The organism is Stenotrophomonas sp. 107298_Sma, assembly GCF_056480345.1.
Window position 1 is genome coordinate 3,535,471 of sequence record NZ_CM151094.1, and the last position, 22,645, is coordinate 3,558,115.

Genomic DNA, 22,645 nt, shown 5'->3' on the forward strand with positions numbered 1-22,645 from the left:
CATGGCCCGGCGCTACCTGCGAGCGGGGTTGGTAGCGCCGGGCCATGCCCGGCGAGCGCAGCAGCAGGGACGTCAACCCACGATCCGCAGCACGTCATCCAGCAGCGCGGCCGCGGTGACTTCCGCGCCCGCGCCCGGTCCCTGGATCAACAACGGCTGGCGCTGATAGCGATCGCTGTGGATCGCTACCCGGTTGTCGGTGCCCGCGCCCTGTGCCAGCGGATGATCGGCCGGCAGCTCGCGCAGGCCCACCTGGGCACCATTGCCGTCAACCCGGCCGACAAACCGCAGCACGCGTCCGTTGTCGCGTGCCTGCTGCCAGCGCGCCTGCAGCGGCGCATCCAGCTGTTCCAGCGCAGCCACGGCATCCTCCAGCAGCAGCGCTGCCAGTGTTTCGGGTACCAGCGAATCCACCTGCACCTGCGAAGCATCCAGCGCCAGCCCGCTGCTGCGGGCCAGGATCAGCAGCTTGCGGCGCACATCCTCGCCGGACAGATCCAGGCGTGGGTCGGGTTCGGTGTAGCCCGCCGCCAGCGCTTCGCGCACCGCCGCCGAGAACGGCGCTTGGCCGTCATAGCGATGGAACAGCCAAGCCAGCGAACCGGACAGCACGCCCTCGATGGCATGGATGTGGTCACCACCGGCCACCAGCGCGCGCAGGCTGCTGAGCAACGGCAGGCCCGCGCCCACCGTGGCGCTGTCGCCGTAGCGCGCACCGCTGTCGGCACAGCTATCGGCAATGGCCTGTGCGCGTGCCAGCTGCGCGCCACGGCCCAGCTTGTTGGCAGTCACCACGTGCACACCGCGCGCCAACCACTGCACGTGGCGCGCGGCGACGTCTTCACTGGCGGTGGCATCGACCACCACGTCGCCACGCTCCAGCCCTTCGGCACTGGCCCATGGCGGCGAGCTCTGGCCATCACGCGGCGCACGCCGCGCCAGTTCCAGCGGCAGCGCCAGATCACGGTCGATCGCCAGCGCGGTGCGCGAATTGGCCAGCCACTGCACGCTGGGCAGCTCAAGCCCGCGCGCCTGCAATGCCTGGTAGCGCTGCACGAAGGCCGAACCAACCGTGCCAGTGCCGAGCAGCGCCAGGCGCCCCGCGCCCAGCGCAGGAATGTCAGCGGCGAGTGCGCTCATGCATCCACCACCTGTTTGCGGCGTGCAGCCGCATCAATCACCGCTTCGGCGCGCCGCAGTGCTGCGCCGAGATCCGCCAGCAGATCACGCTCGGCCTCGATGCCGACCGACAGGCGCAGCAGGCCTTCGCTGATGCCGGCGGCCGCGCGCGCTTCGGCGGTCATCGCTGCATGGGTCATCGTCGCCGGATGCGCGATCAGGCTTTCGACGCCACCCAGCGATTCGGCCAGGGTGAAGCAACGCAGGCCATCGACGAACGCGCGCACAGCGGCATGCGGATCGTCACCGGCACAGTCTGCCAGTTCGAACGACAGCATCGCGCCGAAACCACTCTGCTGGCGCGCGGCAATGGCATGGCCCGGATGATCTGCCAGGCCCGGGTAGTAGACCGCGCCGACCGCCGGATGCTGATCCAGCAGGGCCACGATCGAGGCGGTGTTCTCCTGGTGCACGCGCAGGCGCGCATCCAGCGTGCGCAGGCCGCGCAAGGTCAGGAAGGCGTCGAACGGCGAACCGGTCAGGCCCAGCGCATTGCCCCACCACACCAGCTGCTCATGCAGTGCCGGATCACGCGCGATCACCGCACCGCCGACCACGTCACTGTGGCCGTTGATGTACTTGGTGGTCGAATGCAGCACCAGGTCCGCGCCGAACGACAGCGGTTGTTGCAGCGCCGGCGACAGGAAGGTGTTGTCGACCACTACCAGCGCACCAGCCTTGTGTGCCGCCTCGATGACGAAGCGCAGGTCGGTGATGCGCAGCAGCGGGTTGGACGGCGTTTCCACCAGCACCAGCTTCGGCTGGGTGGCCAACGCCTGCGCCAGCGCGCGCGGATCGGTCAGGTCAGCGGTGACCAGTTCGAAGTGGCCCTTCTTCGCCAGCGCATTGAACAGGCGCCAGCTGCCACCGTACGCATCGTGCGGCACCACCAGGGTATCGCCCGGCTGCAGCAGCGCGTTCAACACCAGGTTGATCGCGCCCATGCCGGTGGCAGTGATGACGCCACCGGCGCCGCCCTCCAGTTCCGCAAGCGCTTCACCCAGCAGGTCGCGGGTCGGGTTGCCACTGCGCGTGTAGTCGTACTGGCGCTTGTTGCCGAAACCTTCAAAGCTGAAATTCGATGACAGCACGATCGGCGGCGTGACCGCGCCATGCGCAGTATCCCGATCGATGCCCGCACGGACGGCGGCAGTGGTGCGACTACAGGACGGCTCGTTTGCGTGCAGGCTCATGCGGACTCTCCAGAAGTGCGGAAGGCGGTGGCGAGGATCGCGTCGATGCGATCGGTTTCTTTGAGGAAGGCGTCGTGGCCATAGGGCGAGCGCAATACGCGCAGGCTGCCGCGTGGGCCCAGTCCTTCGACCAGGCCGACCAGGTCGGCAAGCGGCACCAGGCGGTCGCCCTCCACGGCCACCACCACGGTCGGCGGCAGAATCGCGGTGGGGTCGACGCGATGCAGGTCGATCGATTCGGACAGGCGCAGGTAGGCGGTCACCGGCGTGCGCGCGACGTACTGCGCACCAGCGGCATCGAGATAGTCCTCGGCGGCAACACGCACGCGGCCATTGATCACTTCCGGTGCTGCGTCGAAGCGCTCGCCGAATTCTTCCGGCGTGCGGTAGCTGAGCATGGCGAACTGCCGCGCCAGGGCCAGGCCGTGGTCTTCACCGCACTGCAGCTGGCCAAGGGCAACCGCACGACGCTGCAGTGCGCGCCAGGCGGCGGCATAGGGATGCGGGCGATGTGCGCCGCTGGCCAGCACCAGTTGGCGCACACGGGCACGATGACGGATCGCGAACTGCTGGCCGACCAGCGCGCCATAGGAATAGCCGACGAACGCCTTCAGCGCACGGATGCCGAGATGGTCCAGCAGCAGCGCCAGTGCATCAGCCTGGTCGGCGGTATCGATCGGCACGTCCAGCGCGCCGTCGGCACCGATGAAATCGAAGGCCAGTACACGCAGCTGCTGCGGATCCAGCGCGCGCCCGCTGCCGACCAGATCTTCGGCCCAGCCCTTCTCGCTGAACTGTGCATTGGACGCCACGTGGCGATGGGCGGAAATGCCGCCTGCCAGCACCACCACCGGCGCGTTGGCCGGGCCGACCCACTCGTAGCGCAGGCGCACCGGGCTGGGGCCGGCGTGACGCATCGACAGCACCGCGGCGAACTCACCGCGCTCGGCATGCACACGGTCTTGGACCGGCACGCTGACGGGGACAAAGGGTTCGGGGCGAATGGCGGTACTGGCGGCGAAGCTCATGGCGGGATCCGGTTGGGGAATCGGCCATCGAGCCTTCGCGGGGCCCGCGTTCGAGATGCACGTGCGGTGCATGGTTCGAACCATCTTCCGGTGGACGCCACGGTCCCCGCAGGATTTGGCACCTACGCAGTCGCTTGCGCGCCTGCGGGCTGCCCCGGCTTCAAAGGGCCTGTCCCTCTGCCGGTCTCGATGGTGGAGCTACGATGCCAGCCTCTTTCGGGGCTGTCAATCCCTTCATGCGGATAGAGCGATAAATGTTTTCAGCCCAGCTGTGCGAAGGCGGTCGCGGTCGTCCCGTTCAGGATCGGCTACAGTCCCGGCGGTCCCTACCCGCTGGAACCGCTGATGCCGCGCCTGCCCCTGACCTGCCTGTTGTTGTCCCTGCTGGCGAGCGCGACGGTAAGCGCCGGCGACTGGCGCCAGGGTTGGGGACTGGTGCCCAAGCCCGCCCCGGTCGCTCCGCCCCCCCGTGGCGAGACCGCCCAGAGCGGCGCGCCGATGGCCCAGCTGCGCCTGCAGCCGATCGGCCAGCAGTGGCAAGCCCGGATCGACAACGCCCTGGCCGGGCCACTACAGGTCGAGCTGCGCGCCGCGCCCGGACACCCTGTCGAGGGCCTGCCGGTACAGTCGCTTATCCAGGGCGACAGCAGCCTGGTGGTCGGCCACCTGCCCGCGCCGGTCAACGGCCGCATACTGGACCTGCGCCTGCAGTCGGTGCCGGGAAACCCGGCCGCACAGGCCGAGGACGTGGCCTATCGCCTGCCCTTCGATGACGCCCGCCCGCGCGTGGACCAGGCACCACAGGGCCGTTTCAGCCACGATGACGAGGAAAACCGCGACGCGGTCGACTTCGCACTGCCCGAGGCAACATTGGTGCTGGCCGCGCGCGAGGGCACGGTGATGCAGATCCAGGACGGCTTCCAGGGCAACGGCCAGGACCGCGAACGCGATGGTGCGCGCGCAAACTTCATCCGCGTGCTGCACAGCGACGGCAGCATGGCCCTTTACGGCCACCTGCAGGCCGGTGGCATGCGTGTGCGTCGCGGCCAGGCGGTGCAGGCCGGGCAACCGATCGGCCTGTCGGGCAACAGCGGCTACAGCAGCGCCCCGCACCTGCACTTCGTGGTGCAGGTCAACCGCGGCATGGGCCTGCGCTCGGTGCCGGCGCGGATCTTCGCCGAGCAGGGCCAGCTGCAGTTCGCCCGCGAGGGCGAGGCCGACGGCGGCACCGGGCGCTGACCGGCCCCGGCCGGTATAATCGGGCGCTTATCTCTTTGAAAAGCGCCCCGGGCGGGCGCCACTGCCATGTCCGAAGTCGCCAACGAAGCGTCGCGTCGCCGCACCTTCGCCATCATTTCCCACCCTGACGCCGGCAAGACCACGCTGACCGAAAAGCTGCTGCTGTTCGGAGGCGCGATCCAGATGGCCGGTTCGGTCAAGGGCCGCAAGGCCGCCCGCCATGCCACCTCCGACTGGATGGCACTGGAAAAGGAGCGCGGCATCTCCGTCACCTCCTCGGTGATGCAGTTCCCGTACGAAGGCAAGATCGTCAATCTGCTTGACACCCCCGGCCACGCCGACTTCGGCGAGGATACCTACCGCGTGCTGACTGCGGTGGACTCGGCGCTGATGGTGATCGACGTGGCCAAGGGCGTGGAAGAGCGCACCATCAAGCTGATGGAAGTGTGCCGCCTGCGCGACACCCCGATCATGACCTTCATCAACAAGCTCGACCGCGAGGGCAAGGACCCGATCGAGCTGCTGGATGAAGTGGAGACCGTACTCGGCATCCAGTGCGCACCGGTGACCTGGCCGATCGGCATGGGCCAGCGCCTGAAGGGCGTGGTGCACCTGCTGACCGGCGAGGTGCATCTGTACGAACCGGGCCGCAACTTCACCCGCCAGGACTCCACCATCTTCCCGTCCATCGATGCGCCCGGCCTGGCCGAGAAGATCGGTGCACAGATGCTGGCCGAGCTGCGCGACGAGCTTGACCTGGTGCAGGGCGCCAGCCATCCGTTCGACCTCGACGCTTACCGTGCCGGCAAGCAGACCCCGGTGTTTTTCGGCTCGGGCGTGAACAACTTCGGCGTGCAGCCGCTGCTGGACTTCTTCGTCGAGCATGCACCACCGCCGCAGGCGCGCACCACCACCGGCCGGGTGATCGCCCCGGAAGAGAACAAGCTGACCGGCTTCGTGTTCAAGATCCAGGCCAACATGGACCCGCAGCACCGTGACCGCGTGGCGTTCATGCGCATCTGCTCGGGCCGTTTCAGCGCCGGCATGAAGACCTTCCACGTGCGCACCGGCAAGGACATGAAGCTGGCCAACGCGCTGACCTTCATGGCCAGCGACCGCGAGATCGCCGCCGAGGCGTGGCCGGGCGATGTGATCGGCATCCACAACCACGGCACCATCTCGATCGGCGACACCTTCACCGAAGGCGAAGCGGTCACCTTCACCGGCATCCCCAACTTCGCCCCGGAACTGTTCCGCCGCGCCCGCCTGCGTGATCCGCTCAAGCTCAAGCAGCTGCAGAAGGGCCTGGCCCAGCTGTCCGAGGAAGGCGCGACCCAGTTCTTCCGCCCGTTGACCAGCAACGACCTGATCCTGGGTGCGGTGGGTGTGCTGCAGTTCGACGTTGCCGCCTACCGCCTGAAGGACGAATATGGCGTGGAAGCCACCTTCGAGCAGGTCAGCGTCAGCACCGCACGCTGGGTCCACTGCAGCAACGAAAAGAAGCTGGAAGAGTTCCGCGAGAAGAACGCGTTGAACCTGGCACTGGATGCAGCCGGCCATCTGGTCTACCTGGCACCAACCCGGGTCAACCTGCAGCTGGCCCAGGAGCGCTCGCCCGACGTGCGCTTCTCGGCCACCCGTGAAGCGGCGCATACCGTTTCGGTAGGCTGAGCCGTGGGGTCGGATCCCTTTCCGCCAGGAAAGGGCTCTGACCCCGGCAGTCGCGGGCGGTTCATCCACGCAACACAGGGATTCACCGACCATACGGTGACGGGCGTGCACGCGCCGGCCATCGCGGCGATGATAGGGGGACGCGGGTCCCCCTCCCCGCGACCGATGCCCATGCCCATGTCCACGACGTCCATTGCTTCGATCCGTGAAGAAATCGCCAGCGCCTTGACCCACGGGTTGGGCGCGGTATTCGCCCTGGCTGCCAGTGCGGTGTTGATCACCCTGGCCGCGATCTACGGTGACGGCTGGCAGCTGGCCAGTGCGATCGTGTTCGGTATCGCCCTGTTGCTGCTGTATACCGCCTCCACGCTGTACCACGCCATCCAGCATCCGGTCGCCAAGGGCCGCCTGAAGGTCTTCGACCATTGCGCGATCTACGTGCTGATCGCCGGCACCTATACACCATTCACCCTGATCGGCCTGCGCGGCCCCTGGGGCTGGGGCCTGTTCACCGCGATCTGGGCGCTGGCGCTGGGCGGCGTGGTTTTCAAACTGTTCTACACCGGCCGTTTCAAGGTGCTTTCGACCGTGATCTACATCGCCATGGGCTGGTTGGTGGTGGTGGCGATCAAGCCGATGTGGGCCTCCATCGATGGCGGCACCCTGGCCTGGCTGTTCGGTGGCGGCCTGTCGTACACGCTGGGCACGTATTTCTACCACCGCGAGTCGATCCCCTATTCGCACGCGATCTGGCACCTGTTCGTGATCGGCGGCAGCGTCTGCCACTTCGTCGCAGTCACCATGCAGGTGCTGTAAGCGCACACGCGCGCGGCTTGTGCACACCACGCACATGGACGCTTCGCGCCCCCTCCACGATCAGGGGGCAACCATGGCAGCGTGAATGCTGCCCCCTCCCCTGCCGCGCCACGCGCATCCCGCTGGCGTTTCCGCCGCCCAGGCCCGCGCGGCCAGCGCTGGTTGGCCGTGCTGGTCTTCGTGCTGGCCGCGATCCTGCTGCTGATCGCGCTGTGGGACTGGAACTGGTTCAAGGGCCCGGTCGAGCGCGCCGTGCAGGCGCGCACCGGCCGTGTGCTGCACATCGGCCACCTGGATGTCGACCTCGGCCGCACCAGCACGATCCGCGCCGATGCGATCACCTTCGCCAATGCAAGCTGGTCGAAGCAGCCGGAGATGGCCACGGCCGACCGCATCGAGATCGATGTGCAGGTGTGGCCCCTGCTGCGCGGCAGCGTGCAACTGCCCGAGGTGCGCCTGACCCGGCCGGATGTACTGCTGGAAACCGCCCCGCGCAAGGATGAACCAGGCAACTGGGATTTCCTCGGGGACCGCTCCGGCGGGACCAGCCCGCAGCTCAAGCGCCTGCGCATCGATGACGGGCGCCTGCAGTTCCTCGACGCTCTGGGCCGCACCGACATCCGTGTGGATGTGCGCAGCGGCCAGCCGAAGCAGGCCGACGCCGCACCACCGCTGCTGGTGCAGGGCAAGGGTCGCTGGCGGGGCAATCCATTCACCCTGCGTGGCGGTACCGAGTCGCCACTGCAGCTGACCGACAGCGATCATCCGTTCCGCATCCACCTCGATGGCCGCGCCGGCGCCACCCATGCGGTGGCCACCGGTACGCTGACCAATCCCTTCCAGCTGCGTGTATTCGACCTGCAGTTTGCGCTCAGCGGCGAGGATCTGGCTGATCTCTATCCACTGCTGGGTATCGCCATTCCACCGTCGCCACCGTATGCACTGGACGGTCGCCTCAAGCGCGATCACAACGTCTGGCGCTATGAGCAGTTCACCGGCAAGGTCGGCGACAGCGACCTCGGCGGCAACCTGCAGTTCGAGGTGGGCGGCGCACGGCCGCGGCTGACTGCCACACTGGAATCCAAGCGCCTGGACTTCGACGACCTGGCCGGTTTCGTCGGTGCGCCACCGAAGACCGGCGGCGGTGAAACCGCGAACGCGCAGCAGAAGGCCGAGGCCGCACGCGTTGCGGCCAGCGCGCGGGTGCTGCCGGATACTCCGTACAACCTGGGCAAGCTGCGCGCGATGGATGCCGACGTCCGCTGGAAGGCCCACCGCATCAATGCACCGTCACTGCCGCTGGATGACATGGATGCGCACCTGTTGCTGGATGATGGCGTGCTGCGGCTGGACCCGCTGAACTTTGGCGTGGCCGGCGGCGATATCCGCAGCACCATCCGCATGGACGCACGCCAGCCGCAGATCGCCACCGCGCTGAAGGCCAGCGTGCGCGGCGTACAGCTGGGCCAGCTGTTCCCTGATGCCAAGCTGGCCGAGCAGGCCAAGGGCGGCATCGGCGGTAACGTGGACCTGAGCGGCCACGGCAATTCGATCGCTGCAATGCTGGGTAGCAGCAGCGGCAAGGTCGGGCTGGCGATGGGGCGCGGCCATGTCGGCAACCTGGTGATGGAACTGGCCGGCCTGGACATCACCGAGTCGCTGAAGTTCCTGGTGACCGGCGACAAGCAGATCCCGCTGCGCTGCGCCTTCGCCGACTTCGGCGTACGCAACGGACTGATGACCAGCCAGGCGCTGGCGGTGGACACCACCGACACCATTCTCATCGGCGAAGGCACAGTCAGCCTGCGCGACGAGAGCCTGGACCTGCTGTTGAAGCCGCGCCCGAAGGACAAGAGCATCCTGGTGCTGCGCTCGCCGCTGCACATCAGTGGCACGTTCAAGGACCCGTCATTCCGCCCGGACTTCAAGGCGTTGGGGATTCGTGGCGCGGTGGCCCTGGCGCTGGGCAGCATCGCGCCGCCAGCGGCGTTGCTGGCGACCATCGAACTGGGGCCGGGGAAGGACGCCGACTGCGGGGGGCAGTATGCGAAGTAGAAGCGTTGTTCGCGGCGCCTCGTTTTTCCGCGCGTAGAGCTGGAGCAAGGCGACAGGCAGGACAAGCCGTAAATACGTCCCTGTAGGCTCGGTCGGCGCATCCATGCGCCGATCGAGCCCCCATGAATGGGTTTACGGCGTGTCCTGCCCAGCCGCACCCTCCGCCTTCAGATGTATCAGGAAGGCGCTGCTCTCAGCTCTGGCTTTGGCCTCAAAAAGCGGGCCGGCGGGCCGCAGGCCCGCCAGCAAACAACTCATCCCGCCACGATGTACTGCTGCAGCTGATCCAGCTCCCGCCGCTGCGCATCGATCACCGACTTCACCAGGTCGCCGATGGAGATCACCCCCAGTACCTGCGCACCCTCCACCACCGGCAGGTGGCGGATGCGGTAATCGGTCACCAGTTGCAGGCAGTGCTCCACCTGCTCGCCCGGTGACACCGTCACCACCTTGGCCGTCATGATCTCAGCCACCGCTGTATCGCGCGACGAACGATCGCGCAGCACGATCTTGCGCGCGTAATCGCGCTCGGACAGGATGCCGACCAGCCGCGGCCCGTCCATCACCAGCACCGCACCGATGCCCTTCTCCGCCATCAACCGGATCGCATCGATCACCGCCGCATCGGGCGTGACCGCATGTACTTCAGGAGACTTGCCGTCCAACAGTTGCCGTACCGTCGTCATCCGCCTGCCCTCCGAGGGTGGGTTGCAGGGTCGAGTCTGCCACGGCGGATGCTAGCCAGGCGTCAACCAGGTACAACGGCCGCTGCTTGGACTCCTCGTACAGCCGCCCCAGGTACTCCCCGATCAGTCCGAGTGCGATCAGCTGCACGCCGCCCAGGAACAGGATCACCGCCATCATCGTCGGCCAGCCGGCAACCCGGTCGCCGTACAGGGCCGCCTTGGCAATCACCCAGACGCCGAACACGAAGGCCACCGCCGCCGTCACCAGGCCCATATAGGTTGCCGCCCGCAGCGGAACGGTCGAGAACCCGGTGATGCCCTCCAGCGCGAAATTCCACAGCCGCCACAGGCTGAACTTGCTGGATCCGGCCACGCGCGCATGGCGGTGATAGGGCACGGCGATCCGCTTGAATCCGACCCAGCTGAAAAGGCCTTTCATGAAGCGATGGCGCTCACGCATTTCGCGTAGTGCACTCAGCGCGCGCGCCGAGAGCAGGCGAAAATCACCGGTATCGGCGGGGATCGGTGTGCGCGAGAGGCGGCCGATCACCCGGTAGAACATCGCAGCTGTGGCGCGTTTGATCCAGTTCTCGCCATCACGCACCAAGCGTGTGCCATAGATGTTGTCGTAGCCTTCGCGCCAGCGCTCAACAAACTGCGGCACCAGTTCCGGCGGATCCTGTCCATCAGCATCGAGAATCATCGCCGCACCTTCGCGCACCAGGTCCAGGCCCGCAGTCAGTGCCGCTTCCTTGCCGAAGTTGCGCGACAGCTTCAACGCCGACACGCGCCCATCGGCCTGTGCCAAGCCCGCGATCACCTCCCAGGTGCCATCGTGGCTGCCATCGTCCACGTACAGGATGTGGCCGTCGATGTCGGGCATTGCGTCCAGCACCGCACACAAGCGTGGATGCAGGCAAGGCAGGGCCTGGGCTTCGTTGTAGGCGGCGATGACGAAAGTAAGGCGTTCACGTGTCATGCCGGGATTGTACGTTGGCAGCAGGCGCCCGGCCTGCCAATCCGCCCGCTGGCGCCTCAATCCTCCGAAAGGTATGACGCTCCACCCAACTGCCGCGCCTGGCGCTGGATCCACGCCGCGCGCCGCTGCACATACGGCCCCGGCGCCGCTGCGTTGTAGCGTCGCGGCGCCGGCAGTACCGCCGCCAACCGCGCACTCTCGGCGGGGCTCAGCCGCGCTGCATCCTTGCCCCAGAATTTCTGCGCTGCCGCCTGCGCGCCGTACACGCCATCACCGAACTCGGCGATGTTGGCGTACATCTCCAGGATCCGCTCCTTCGGCCACAGCGCCTCGATCAGCACCGTGTACCAGACCTCCAGGCCCTTGCGGATCCAGCTGCGGCCCTGCCACAGGAACAGGTTCTTGGCCACCTGCTGGCTGATCGTACTGGCACCGCGCAGGCGCCCGCCCTTGGCATTGTGGTCACGGGCCTTCTCGATGGCCTGCAGATCGAAGCCACTGTGCTCGGGAAAGCGCTGGTCCTCGGCCGCCACCAGCGAAATCGGCAGGCTCGGCGCCATCTGCTCCATATCCCGCCATTGGTAGTGCAGGCGATAGGACCAGTCACCCTCGCCCAGCGCCTCGCCATAGCGCCACAGCATGACCGTGGACAGTGGCGGGTCGATGAAGCGCAGCACCAGCACCTGCAGGCAACTGAAGGCAGCCAGCAGCACCGGCAGCCACAGCAGGCGCTTCCAGTGCCAGCGACGACGGCGTGGCGGAACCGCAACCGCTTCTACCTTGTGCTGCTCTCCCGCTGCCCCCATTACTGGTGCATCCTTCTTCTGTCTGGTTGTCGGCACATTATCCGGCAACCGCCCCTGTTTACGCGCGATGTGAGCCGATGACCGCCAACCCCGATTCCCTGATCCGCTTCCTGCTGCCCGACGCCGGCGTCCGCGGCGTCCATGTGCGCCTGCAGGCGACCTGGCAGGAGATCCTGTCCCACGCCCAGTACCCGGATACCGCCGCCGAGCTGCTCGGCGAGGCCTGCGTGGCCTCGGCACTGTTCACCGGCCACACCAAGATCGATGGCCGCCTGTCGATCCAGCTTCGTAGCAGCACTGCGCTGCGCACCCTGTTCGCCGAATGCACGGCGGCCGGCACCCTGCGTGGCATCGCCCAGCTCAGCGAGGGCGCCGACGCGCCGCGCGACCTGTCCAGCCTCGGCGATGACGCCCTGCTCGCCATCACCATTGAAAACCCGGGACTGGACCCGCGCGAGCCGCAGCGCTACCAGAGCCTGGTCGGGCTGACCGCGCCGGAACTGGACGAGGCCTTCGAGGACTACTTCCGCCAGTCCGAACAGCTGCCAACCCGCCTGCTGCTGGTCGCCGACCGCGACGGCGCCGCCGGCCTGCTGCTGCAGAAGCTGCCCGGTGACGAGGGCGACGAGGATGGCTGGGCACGCGCCAGCGCCCTGTTCGAGACCCTGGGCAAGGCCGAACTGCTGGCCACCCCGGCCGAGCAGCTGCTGCACCGGCTGTTCCACGAGGAGCAGCCGGCGCTGCTGGGCGAAAAGACGCTGTCCTTCGCCTGTTCCTGCTCCCGTGACCGGGTGGCCTCGATGCTGCAGTCGCTGGGCGAGGACGAGGCCCGTGCTGCCGCCGAAGCCAGTGGCGCGGTCGAGGTCCGTTGCGAATTCTGCGGGCGGGAGTATCACTTTCCGTTGACGGAGTTCGGCATACTGTTCCACGGTGCCGAGGGGACTGTACCGGCGCCTGAACGGCTTCAGTAAACGGCTTGTCTTGCATCTGGGGGGATCAAGGCTTGTTAAGAATTCATAAACACCCTAGGATCAAGTTCCCGTATTCGCGGGAACTTCCGTTGTCCGTCCCTGTCTGAACTGGTCCGATGCGTACCTTCCTGCGTCTACCGCTGGCCCTGCTGATCGCCCTTGGCGCGATCACGGGCGTGCATGCGCAGAGCAAGGACACCCGCACCGTTCTACCGGTGTGGAACAAGGGCAGCGGCAAGGTCGAGGCCCTGCTGTACCTTGAACCGACCGGCGAACAGGCCGCCGGCGCGCGCTGGCACTTCGGCCGCAACTCGCTGGATGCCGCCTTCGGGCTGTCGTCCGGCGACTCGCTGGGCCTGCTCTGCAGCAACAGCAGCGGAACCAGCATGAGCGGTCTCGCCAGCCACTGCATGCTGGCCAGCCTCGGCGATGACGATGACCTCAACAGCCGTCGCTTCACCGGCACCGCAGCGCTGAACCGTGGCAACAGCCGACTGGGCATAACCGCCGGCACCGGCCGTGAAACCCTGCCCGCCTGGCTGTCAGGACCGAACAAGACGCCTTCGCTGCGCGCCGAGCAGAACGACCTGACTGTATTCGCGCAGAAGAACATCGGCCGCGAGGGGTTCGTCTCCATCGCCGGTACCTACGCCAAGGCGCGGCTGGTGCCATTGGCCGATGCCTCACCGGCCCTCGTCGACCGCTGGGACAGCAAAAGCCTGAGCATCGGCGCCGGCTATGGCAACTTTACCGGCAGCATCATCGGCCGCGTCATCGACGTACCGGGCAAGCCCGGAAAGTGGGAAGGCCTGGGTATCGGCCTGACCTGGCGCACCCCGTGGTCTGGCCAGCTCACCGTCGGCGCCGAGAATGTGATCAGCCGCGGCAAGAATCCGTTCTCGCCCCGCAACGAGAGCAACGACGATGGCACCGTGCCGTACGTGCGTTACGAACAGGATCTCTGATCCCGCTACGCTGATACCGCAGTGACTTTCTCCCGGGCGCCGAAAGGCGCCCGTTGTATGTGCGCGCCTGGAATCTTCTGAAGGAAATTCCGCCGCGGCAGAGATACTGCGGAAAACATATTGATACGTATCGACACATATCAAAAGAGAATTTTTTCGTCATTCTGCGTTAACAAACGAGGCACCTCGTCATCCCATACAACGTAAACGTTTGATTTTTCTTGAAACAGTGAATTTTTACCAAAATCACAGGTTTGATTAACACAGCTTTAATTCTTGGCGAACGCCCGCTACTATCGGCTCAGCCTCGCGATTTGGGAGCGCTTTTCGCTCCCCCGCCGGGCATTAACCCAGCCAAGATTTCTTGGAGAGAGAGAGCCAATGAAACTCAAGTCCAGCCAGCTGCGTGACGCAGTTGTGATCGCGCTTGTCGCCGGTGCTACCACCGCGACGGCACATGCCCAGGAAGCCACCAACCTCGACCGTATCGAGGTCACCGGTTCGCGCATCCGTCAGGTCGATACCGAAACCGCCCAGCCCGTTCTGAGCATCAGCCGTGCTTCGATCGAGAAGAGCGGCTTCAAGACGGTTGCCGACGTCCTGCAGAACATCGCAGCCGCCGGCAGCCCGGCCATCAGCCGTTCCGAGCCGCTGTCCTCCGGTGAAGCCGTCGGTGGCTTCTACATCGACCTGCGCAATCTCGGTGCCGAGCGCACCCTGGTGCTGGTCGACGGCAAGCGCCTCGGCGCCAGCGTCAGCGGCCTGCAGGACGTCTCGCAGATCCCGTCGGCCATCGTCGAGCGTATCGACGTGCTGAAGGATGGCGCTTCGTCGATCTACGGCTCCGACGCGATCGCCGGCGTGATCAACATCATCACCCGCAAGAACTTCGAAGGCCTGGAGGCCAATGCCTACGTCGGCCAGTACGGCGAAGGTGACGGCCAGAAGACCAGCTACGACTTCGTGGCCGGCTTCACCGGTGACCGTGGCTCGGTCACCATCGGTGCCGAGTACGCCGAAGAAAAGGAAGTCTGGGCCAGGGATCGCTGGTTCAGCCGTTACTCGCGCACCACCTTCCACCCGGAACAGAACTGGAGCCCGGTCAGCCAGTGGGGCACGATCATCGATCCGGACACCGATGACTGGCTCACCCTGAACCGCGGTGGCGACTACCGCGACGTCAACCAGTATCACGACCAGGACTTCGCCGGCATCACCGGTGATACCAGCAACTCGAACGAGCAGATGCACCTGCTGACGCCGACCAAGCGGCGTTCGGTATTTGCCAATGTCCAGTACGACCTCACCGACAACGTCCGTTTCGTCTCCGACCTGCTGTACACGCGTCGTGAAGCGCAGGCCCAGGTCGCCGGCTATCCGCTGCAGTCTTCTGCCTATTCGCGGCAGGGCGCAAAGTGGGACGCTGACAGCTACTACAACCCGTTCGGCAAGGACATGGGCTTCATGCGCCGTGGCTGGGAAGTGCCGCGCCTGTCGACCAACAAGCTGACCACCTTCCGATTCACCGGAGCACTGCAGGGCAGCTTCCAGTTCAATGACAAGTACTTCGACTGGGAAGCTGGCTACATCTACCAGAACTCGGAGAACCTGCAGACCCAGACCGGTAACTACAACGTGCTGGCGGTCAACGCAGCTACCGGTCCGTCGTTCTTCAACCCGGCCACCGGTCGCGTCGAGTGCGGCAGTGCAGCTGGGCTGGTGGATGGTTCGAACCCGATCTACGGTTCCGGTGCCGGCGGCTGTATCCCGTGGAATCCGGCCATTCCGGCGGGCCGTACCGGCGACGGTGGCCTGAGCGGCAACCCGGACCTGCAGCAGTTCCTGTTCCCGACCACCAAGAACACTGGTGAAGTCACCACCAAGACTTACTACGCGAACATCGCCGGCAGCCTGTTCACCCTGCCCGCTGGCGACCTGGGCTTCGCGCTGGGCTACGAGTACCGTGAAGACAAGGGCTCCTACAATCCTGACGCCCTGTCGCAGACCGGTTACTCCACCGATCTGGCCGCAGGTCCGACCGGTGGCGGCTACAACGTCAACGAAGTGTATCTGGAGCTGAATGTTCCGATCCTGGCTGACCTGCCGGGTGCCAAGGAACTGAGCTTCAACGCGGCCACGCGTTATTCCAAGTACAACACCTTCGGCAACACCACCAACAACAAGTTCGGTCTGAAGTGGAAGCCGATCGACCAGCTGCTGGTGCGTGCAACCTACGCTGAAGGCTTCCGCGCGCCGACCATCGACAATCTGTACGGTGGCAGTTCGCAGACCTTCGCGTACTTCACCGATCCGTGCGACACGTCGTTCGGCTCGACCGGCGATCCGGCCGTCGCCGCTCGCTGCGCCGCCGCCATCGGCCCGACCGCCAGCACCTTCCGTCAGCTGCGCCAGGGTTATGTGCCTGCCAGCGGACCGGATGAGCAGACGCCGGACCCGTTCAATGCGGTCTCCAATCCGGACCTGACCCCGGAGAAGTCCAAGTCCAAGACCGTCGGCCTGGTGTGGAGCCCGACCTTCGCCCAGGGCCTGAACCTGAGCCTGGACTGGTGGAACATCAAGATCACCAACACCATCGTCACCGACAGCCCGGATGACCAGCTGAACGACTGCTACGTGCTCGGCATTGCTGAACGCTGCAACTCGTTCTCCCGCGATCCGAACCGCCACAACGTGGTCAACCTGACCTATGCACCGCGCAACGCTGGTTACCAGGAAACCGAAGGCTTCGACTTCGACGTGGCCTACCGCTTCGAGACCAGCAGCTGGGGTACCTTCAACGCCAACCTGCAGAACAGCTACGTCAGCAAGAACGTGCTGAAGACCACCAATGCGCAGGAAGTGCCGGTGTCGATCCTCAACGGCTTCGGCAGCAACTTCCGCCTGCGTTCGAACCTGGTGCTGGGCTGGGAGCGTGGTGACTGGGGCGTCACCTGGGGCACCCGCTACTTCTCGGGTGTCAAGGAGCGCTGCTACTACAGCACTGAGTGCACCCTGCCGGACTTCGGCTCGCCGGATCCGGTGCGCGACCGCGCGATGAACGAGCGTGGCTCGACCATGTTCCACGATGTCCAGGTGTCCTGGAACGCCCCGTGGAATGCGACCATCGCGGTCGGCGCACGCAACGTGTTCGACCATTACGGCCCGCAGATGTACTCGGCGCCGAACTCGCAGTACTCGTACTACGGCGGCTACGACATCGGTCGCTTCATGTACATGCAGTACAAGCAGAAGTTCTGATCGATCCACTGATCAGCTGATGCAGCAACGGCCCCGCAAGGGGCCGTTGTTCTTTGTGCCACCGGGCAGGTGGCTGACCGGCGCCCAAAAAAAAGGGCCGGGGGGGGGGGGGGGCCCCCCACCTCATCGCAGGGCGCTTATCCGTTCGGAATCAACGTGTCGATCAGGTGTTCGACATACGCCTCGAAATCCTCACGGGCCTGCTTGGGCTGCTGCAGCTGCAGCGACAGCTGCAGGAAGCCGACGTAGGCGGCATAGGCCAGGCGCGCACGATGGCGTGCATCGGTCGAACTGAGCCCTGCCTGACGGAAGGAAGCGATCAGGTAATCCAGGCGACGCTGCGAGACGCGGTCGATCACCGGGCGCACCATCGGGTGGTCCAGCGCCTTCAGCAGTTCGCTGTAGATGATGTGCGGCTGCACTTCATGGGCGACCATCTGGAAGAGCTGGCGCAGGCGCACGCGCGGATCCGGCACGTCTTCGAGGCTGCCGAATACCTGTTCCTGTTCGAACAGTTCCCAGCGCTCCAACGCCGCCTGCAGCAACGCATCGCGCGATGGGAAATGCCAGTAGAAACTGCCCTTGGTCACGCCCAGGCGCCGCGCCAACGGTTCCACCGCGACGGCACCCACGCCTTGTTCAGCAATCAGATCGAGGGCCGCCTGGGCCCAGTCTTCGGCACTCAGGCGGCTGTTGCGGCCGGCGCGCGGTTCGCCGGCAGAAGCGTCAGGTTGATTCATGGGCTGATTTAACCATACGCCGGGGTTCGTTGCAGTACGCGATTGCAGCCGGAACCGTCACAGCGGCGTCCAGATCGCCTCCCGCACCGCACCATACGATGCAGTATTGACTTCCTTCCGAAGCAATCCATACTAGCAAGTATGGTTATGTCCCCGACTCCCGCTGCGTTCCATGACCTGCGCCTGGAAGCGGCCCATGGCACCCGTCTGGCCGCCACCGCCAGTGACCACGGTCGTCGTGGCCGCGTGCTGTTCGCGCATGGCTTCGGCCAGACCCGGCACGCCTGGAATGCGACCGCCGGCGCCCTGTCCGCAGCGGGCCTGCAGACCCTGGCCTACGATGCCCGCGGCCATGGCGATTCGGACTGGAATGCCGCCGACCTGCCCTATCACGGCGAACAGTTCGCAGATGATCTGATCGTGCTGGCCGGCGAGCAACCGCGCCCGCCGGTGCTGGTCGCGGCATCGATGGGCGGCCTGTTCGGCCTGCTGGCCGAGTCGCGCTGGCCGGGCCTGTTCTCGGCGATGGTGCTTGTCGACATCACCCCGCGCTGGGATACCGCCGGGGTCGAACGCATCCTGGCCTTCATGACCGCCCATCCCGATGGCTTCGCCTCGCTGGCCCAGGCCGCCGACGTGATCTCGGCCTACATGCCGCACCGCCCGCGCAAATCCGAACAGTCGCTGCGCGCGCTGCTGCGCGAGGACGACCACGGCCGCTGGCGCTGGCACTGGGACCCGCGGCTGGTAGCCGAACTGGCCCGCGACAGCGAACAGCACCAGGACGCGCTGGCTGAAGCCGCACGCCAGGTGAAGTGCCCGCTGCTGCTGGTCAGCGGTGGCCGCAGCGACCTGGTCACGCCACAGACCGTGGCCGAATTCCTGGCGTTGGCGCCGCACGCGCGCCATGTACAGCTGCCGCAGGCCACACATATGGTTGCCGGCGACGACAACAACGCCTTTACCGCTACTGTGTTGGACTATCTGGACGTGTTGCCCGCAGCGGATGCTGCGGCTTCGTCCGCCACAAACGAGCACGTCACCGGAGCACGCTCATGAGCATCGTTCTTCCCTTCCTCGCCCTGCTGCTGGCAGGCGCGTTCGTCGCCTACCACCGCATGCGGCTGGTTACCTGGACGCTGATCAGCGTGGCCCTGCTGGCCGCCTGCTGGTTCATTCCCTACGTCAACCAGACCGCCACGATCGTCGCGGCCGCTGTGTTGGCCGTCATCGCCGTGCCGCTGCTGCTGCCGTTCATCCGCAAGCCGCTGCTGACCGGCCCGATGATGAAGGTGTTCCGCAAGGTGCTGCCGCCGCTGTCGCAGACCGAGCGCATTGCGCTGGAAACCGGCTCGGTCGGTTTCGAAGGCGAGCTGTTCACCGGTGACCCGGACTGGAACATCCTGCTCAACTACCCGAAGCCGCAGCTGACCGCCGAAGAACAGGCCTTCCTCGATGGTCCGGTGGAAGAGCTGTGCAAGATGGTCAACGACTGGGAAATCACCCACGTCCACGCGGACCTGCCACCGGAACTGTGGGCCTTCATCAAGAAGAACAAGTTCTTCGGCATGATCATCCCGAAGGAGTATGGCGGCTTGGGCTTCTCCGCGCTGGCTCACCACAAGGTGATCCAGAAGCTCGCCTCGGTGTCTTCGGTGGTCAGCTCCACGGTCGGTGTGCCCAACTCGCTGGGCCCGGGTGAACTGCTGGTGCATTACGGCACCCAGGAACAGAAGGACCAGTACCTGCCGCGCCTGGCCGATGGCCGCGAAGTGCCCTGCTTCGGCCTGACCGGTCCGTTCGCCGGCTCCGACGCCACCTCGATTCCCGACTACGGCATCGTCTGCAAGGGCGAGTGGAACGGCGAGCAGGTGCTCGGCGTCAAGCTGACCTTCGACAAGCGCTACATCACGCTGGCCCCGGTTGCCTCGCTGATCGGCCTGGCCTTCCGCATGTACGATCCGGACGGCCTGATTGGTAAAACCCGCGACATCGGCATCACCCTGGGCCTGCTGCCGCGCGAGACCGCCGGCGTTGAAATCGGCCGTCGCCACTTCCCGCTGAATTCGACCTTCCAGAACGGCCCGATCCGCGGCAAGGACGTGTTCATTCCGCTGACCCAGCTGATCGGTGGCGCTGCGATGGCCGGCAAGGGCTGGAACATGCTCAACGAGTGCCTGGCCGTGGGCCGCTCGATCACCCTGCCCTCCACCGCCAGCGGCGGTGCCAAGGCCGGCGCAGCCGTCACCGGTGCCTACGCACGCATCCGCAAGCAGTTCGGCCTGTCGGTCGGCCGCTTCGAAGGCGTGGAAGAAGCGCTGGCCCGCATCGGTGGCAAGGCGTACAAGATCAGCGCGCTGTCGCAGGCCACCGCCGCTGCTGTGGACCGCGGTGACGTGCCGTCGGTGCCGTCGGCGATCGCCAAGTACCACTGCACCAACATGAGCCGCGAAGTGATCTCGGACATGATGGACGTGATCGGCGGCAAGGGCATCATCCTGGGGCCGCGCAACTTCGCCGGCCGCAGCTGGCAGGCCGCGCCGATCGCCATCACGGTGGAAGGCGCCAACATCATGACCCGCAGCCTGCTGATCTTCGGCCAAGGTGCGATCCTCTGCCACCCGTGGGTGCTGAAGGAAATGAAGGCGGCGCAGGATCCGGACACCCGTGCCGGCCTGCAGGACTTCGACCGCAGCCTGTTCGGCCACATCCGCTACGGCATCTCCAATGCCGTGCGTTCGTTCTGGTTCGGCCTGACCGGCGCGCGCTTCGGTGCCGCTCCGGGTGACGCCTACACCCGCCGCTACTTCCGCAAGCTGGACCGTTACTCGGCCAACCTGGCGCTGATGGCCGACATCTCGATGATGACCCTCGGTGGCAAGCTGAAGTTCAAGGAATCGCTGTCCGGCCGCCTGGGCGACGTGCTGAGCCACGTCTACATGACCAGCGCCATGCTCAAGCGCTACCACGACGAAGGCGCACCGCAGGCCGACCAGCCGCTGCTGGCCTGGGCCTTCCATGACAGCGTGCACAAGATCGAGGAGTCACTGTCGGCCGCCCTGCGCAACTTCCCGATCCGTCCGATCGGCTGGCTGATGTGGGCGCTGATCTTCCCGCTGGGCCGTCGCGCCGAGGCTCCGGGCGACCGCCTGAGCCGCCGTGTTGCTGCCCTGCTGATGGCCCCGAACGAAGCGCGTGATCGTCTGGCCAGCGGCGTGTTCCTGACCCCGTGCGAGAACAACCCGGGTGGCCGCATCAACAGCTACCTGAGCAAGGCGATCATGGCCGAGCCGGTGGAGCGCAAGTTCCTGAAGGCACTGAAGAGCAAGGGCATCGAAGCGCTGGACTTCAACAGCCAGCTGGACGAAGCCGTGGCCGAAGGCGTGATCACCCAGGACGAGCGCAGCCTGCTGGAAGAGCTGCGTACGCTGACCCTGGACACCATCACCGTGGACGACTTCGACACCCACGAACTGCGCGCGGCCAGCTACTACGACCGCCAGCACAAGGACCCGCACTCGCAGGCAGCCTGATCGCCCGCGACATGTGTTGCCTTCGACGGCGGGCTTCGGCCCGCCGTTGTTTCATCTGCCGACCGGAATTCCAACCATGTCCACGCCCCTGCTGTCCCTCTACCAGCGTCTGCAGCGATGGCCTGCCGGCAACTGGCTGTTCTCGCGTGCGGTGTGCTTCAAGGCACCCTACTTCGCCAGCATCGCCCCGCGCATCACCCGCCTTGAGCACGGCCGCTGCGAAGGCACGCTGCCCGACCGCCGCAAGGTGCGCAACCACATCGGCACGGTGCACGCGATCGCGATGTGTAACCTGGCCGAACTGACCGCCGGGCTGATGGTCGATGCGTCGTTGCCGAAGGGCATGCGCTGGATTCCGAAGGGGATGCAGGTGCAGTACCTGGCCAAGGCCCGTGGCACGCTGCAGGCGGTGGCGCTGCCGGCGCAGCCGATTGTCGTTGCGGCCGAGGGCTATGCGCTGCCGGTGACGGTGAGCGTGCGCGACCACGCGGGAACGGAGGTGTTCAGCGCGGTGATCGACATGTGGCTGTCGCCGGCGAAGTAAGGTTCCCGCGAACGGCGCAGCCCCTCGTGGGTGGACGGCGAAAGCGGTTTATCGGTTGGGCCGGAGGGGTGGGTCCATGCGGGGACGCCGCAAGTACGTCCCTGTAGGCTTAGCCGCGCCATCCATGGCGCGGATACCCCGCCCGGCCCCACCCCTCCGGCCTCGGACGGATCTCTGCGGCGTCCCCCACGGAAGAGAAAAAGAAGAGCAAAAGCAAAAGCGACCCATCGGCCGCTTTTTTTCATGCACGCAGAACCCACAAGCGCAGCGACCCGCTGTTGCTCTTGATCTTCTTTTCTTCTCCGTGGGCTGGCCGCGCACGGAACCTGTCAGGGGTCGGGCGGGTGGGCCGTGCAGGGGCGTTGGCGCCATGGATGGCGCCATCGAGCTTACAGGGGTGAAGGCGCTTTGCTTGCGAAGCACTGCTTCGCAAGCGCCTGAACGCACAGCCGCCAGCGGCTGGGCCGGGCCCCGGAGGGGGACTTGCGGCGTCCCCCGCGAACCCAACCCGCCCGGCCAACCCCATGACAAGCTCTACGCGACCACCCCACGAGGGGCTGCGCCGTTGGCAGGAAACTACGCCACCGCGCGAAACACCAACGCCAGAATCGCCGGCAGCGCCTGGATCATGAAAATACGGCGGTTCACGCTGTAGGCGCCATAGCACCCCGCTACCACCACACAGGCCAGCGAGAACGTCACCAGCACCGGCTGGTCGATCAACAGCCCCACCACGATGCCTGCAGCCAGGAAGCCGTTGTAGAGGCCCTGGTTGGCCGCCAGCACGCGCGTGGTCTCTGCCTTCTCGGGCGTGTTGCGGAACGTCTTCAGGCCCAGTGGGCGCGTCCACAGGAACATCTCCAGCACCAGGAAATAGACGTGCAGCAGGGCGACCAGCAGGGTCAAGGCAAGTGCGATCCAGTACATGGGCGTTTCCTTGGATAAATGGATGGGGTGATGGGGTCAGAGCCCTCTCCGTGGG

General features: G+C 66.0%; 18 protein-coding genes and 1 riboswitch. Of the genes, 10 read left to right on the forward strand and 8 right to left on the reverse strand.

Going from position 1 to position 22,645, the window contains the following annotated elements; translation table 11 throughout:
* Positions 1-72: 72 nt before the first annotated feature.
* Genes ACZK2G_RS16585 through metX form a run of 3 tightly spaced genes read right to left on the reverse strand, consistent with a single transcriptional unit; the run spans position 73 to position 3,400 of the window.
* Positions 73-1,140 carry a homoserine dehydrogenase family protein gene (locus ACZK2G_RS16585; RefSeq protein ID WP_478473879.1) on the reverse strand — a complete coding sequence of 356 codons (1,068 nt, stop codon included), beginning with the start codon at positions 1,138-1,140 and terminating at the stop codon, positions 73-75.
* Positions 1,137-2,372 (reverse strand): O-succinylhomoserine (thiol)-lyase, encoded by a 1,236-nt coding sequence (locus tag ACZK2G_RS16590; RefSeq protein ID WP_136639086.1) that lies wholly within the window; start codon positions 2,370-2,372, stop codon positions 1,137-1,139. Before ACZK2G_RS16590 ends, ACZK2G_RS16585 begins: the two co-directional genes overlap by 4 nt.
* Positions 2,369-3,400 carry a homoserine O-succinyltransferase MetX gene (gene metX, locus ACZK2G_RS16595; RefSeq protein ID WP_478473881.1) on the reverse strand — a complete coding sequence of 344 codons (1,032 nt, stop codon included), beginning with the start codon at positions 3,398-3,400 and terminating at the stop codon, positions 2,369-2,371. The genes ACZK2G_RS16590 and metX overlap by 4 nt, the downstream gene beginning before the upstream one ends.
* A 77-nt stretch (positions 3,401-3,477) precedes the next feature.
* Positions 3,478-3,596, reverse strand: a riboswitch (SAM riboswitch).
* A 149-nt stretch (positions 3,597-3,745) separates the two neighbouring features.
* On the opposite strand from metX, the gene ACZK2G_RS16600 reads away from it, so the two are divergent.
* The 4 genes from ACZK2G_RS16600 to ACZK2G_RS16615 all read left to right on the forward strand — a co-directional run bounded on the left by ACZK2G_RS16600 (position 3,746) and on the right by ACZK2G_RS16615 (position 9,181).
* Positions 3,746-4,639, forward strand: a complete 894-nt coding sequence (locus ACZK2G_RS16600; protein WP_295379730.1) for a M23 family metallopeptidase — start codon at positions 3,746-3,748, stop codon at positions 4,637-4,639.
* Positions 4,640-4,705: 66 nt separating this feature from the next.
* Complete coding sequence (locus tag ACZK2G_RS16605) at positions 4,706-6,310, forward strand: peptide chain release factor 3 (RefSeq protein ID WP_006384729.1); 1,605 nt, start codon at positions 4,706-4,708, stop codon at positions 6,308-6,310.
* Between the two features lie 177 nt (positions 6,311-6,487).
* Positions 6,488-7,126, forward strand: a complete 639-nt coding sequence (gene trhA, locus ACZK2G_RS16610) for a PAQR family membrane homeostasis protein TrhA (RefSeq protein WP_032972214.1) — start codon at positions 6,488-6,490, stop codon at positions 7,124-7,126.
* An 81-nt stretch (positions 7,127-7,207) separates the two neighbouring features.
* The gene (locus ACZK2G_RS16615) at positions 7,208-9,181 is read left to right on the forward strand and encodes an AsmA family protein (RefSeq protein ID WP_478473884.1); all 1,974 of its coding nucleotides are present in this window, start codon (positions 7,208-7,210) and stop codon (positions 9,179-9,181) included.
* Positions 9,182-9,435: 254 nt separating this feature from the next.
* Here ACZK2G_RS16615 and ACZK2G_RS16620 read toward each other — a convergent pair whose 3' ends face one another.
* The 3 genes from ACZK2G_RS16620 to mtgA are packed head-to-tail and all read right to left on the reverse strand — an operon-like array spanning position 9,436 to position 11,652.
* Positions 9,436-9,867, reverse strand: a complete 432-nt coding sequence (locus tag ACZK2G_RS16620) for a CBS domain-containing protein (RefSeq protein WP_046985058.1) — start codon at positions 9,865-9,867, stop codon at positions 9,436-9,438.
* Complete coding sequence (locus tag ACZK2G_RS16625; protein ID WP_478473886.1) at positions 9,827-10,846, reverse strand: glycosyltransferase family 2 protein; 1,020 nt, start codon at positions 10,844-10,846, stop codon at positions 9,827-9,829. The genes ACZK2G_RS16620 and ACZK2G_RS16625 overlap by 41 nt, the downstream gene beginning before the upstream one ends.
* Positions 10,847-10,902: 56 nt before the next feature.
* Positions 10,903-11,652: a monofunctional biosynthetic peptidoglycan transglycosylase gene (gene mtgA / locus ACZK2G_RS16630; protein WP_136639089.1), complete on the reverse strand. Its 750-nt coding sequence runs from the start codon at positions 11,650-11,652 to the stop codon at positions 10,903-10,905.
* Positions 11,653-11,729: 77 nt separating this feature from the next.
* Here mtgA and hslO point away from each other — a divergent pair, with 77 nt between their 5' ends.
* The 3 genes from hslO to ACZK2G_RS16645 all read left to right on the forward strand — a co-directional run bounded on the left by hslO (position 11,730) and on the right by ACZK2G_RS16645 (position 16,846).
* Positions 11,730-12,623, forward strand: a complete 894-nt coding sequence (hslO, locus tag ACZK2G_RS16635; protein ID WP_136639090.1) for an Hsp33 family molecular chaperone HslO — start codon at positions 11,730-11,732, stop codon at positions 12,621-12,623.
* Between the two features lie 116 nt (positions 12,624-12,739).
* On the forward strand, positions 12,740-13,588 hold the full coding sequence (locus ACZK2G_RS16640; RefSeq protein WP_046987070.1) for an XOO1806 family protein: 849 nt from the start codon (positions 12,740-12,742) through the stop codon (positions 13,586-13,588).
* 381 nt (positions 13,589-13,969) lie between these two features.
* Positions 13,970-16,846: a TonB-dependent receptor plug domain-containing protein gene (locus tag ACZK2G_RS16645; protein ID WP_136639091.1), complete on the forward strand. Its 2,877-nt coding sequence runs from the start codon at positions 13,970-13,972 to the stop codon at positions 16,844-16,846.
* A 137-nt stretch (positions 16,847-16,983) separates the two neighbouring features.
* Here the strand turns inward: ACZK2G_RS16645 and ACZK2G_RS16650 are convergent, their stop codons facing one another.
* Complete coding sequence (locus ACZK2G_RS16650; protein WP_046987072.1) at positions 16,984-17,586, reverse strand: TetR/AcrR family transcriptional regulator; 603 nt, start codon at positions 17,584-17,586, stop codon at positions 16,984-16,986.
* Positions 17,587-17,727: 141 nt separating this feature from the next.
* Here ACZK2G_RS16650 and ACZK2G_RS16655 point away from each other — a divergent pair, with 141 nt between their 5' ends.
* From ACZK2G_RS16655 to ACZK2G_RS16665, 3 genes are all read left to right on the forward strand, one after another.
* Positions 17,728-18,645, forward strand: a complete 918-nt coding sequence (locus ACZK2G_RS16655; protein WP_295379712.1) for an alpha/beta fold hydrolase — start codon at positions 17,728-17,730, stop codon at positions 18,643-18,645.
* Entirely contained in the window at positions 18,642-21,119 is a 2,478-nt protein-coding gene (locus ACZK2G_RS16660; protein WP_478473887.1) for an acyl-CoA dehydrogenase, read from the forward strand. Before ACZK2G_RS16655 ends, ACZK2G_RS16660 begins: the two co-directional genes overlap by 4 nt.
* A 76-nt stretch (positions 21,120-21,195) precedes the next feature.
* Positions 21,196-21,663, forward strand: coding sequence for a hotdog fold domain-containing protein (locus ACZK2G_RS16665; protein WP_295379708.1), 468 nt, complete (start codon positions 21,196-21,198; stop codon positions 21,661-21,663).
* 576 nt (positions 21,664-22,239) lie between these two features.
* Here ACZK2G_RS16665 and ACZK2G_RS16670 read toward each other — a convergent pair.
* A complete protein-coding gene (locus tag ACZK2G_RS16670; protein ID WP_253079647.1) occupies positions 22,240-22,590 on the reverse strand; it encodes a DUF1304 domain-containing protein in 351 nt (116 codons plus the stop codon).
* Between the last annotated feature and the right edge of the window lie 55 nt (positions 22,591-22,645).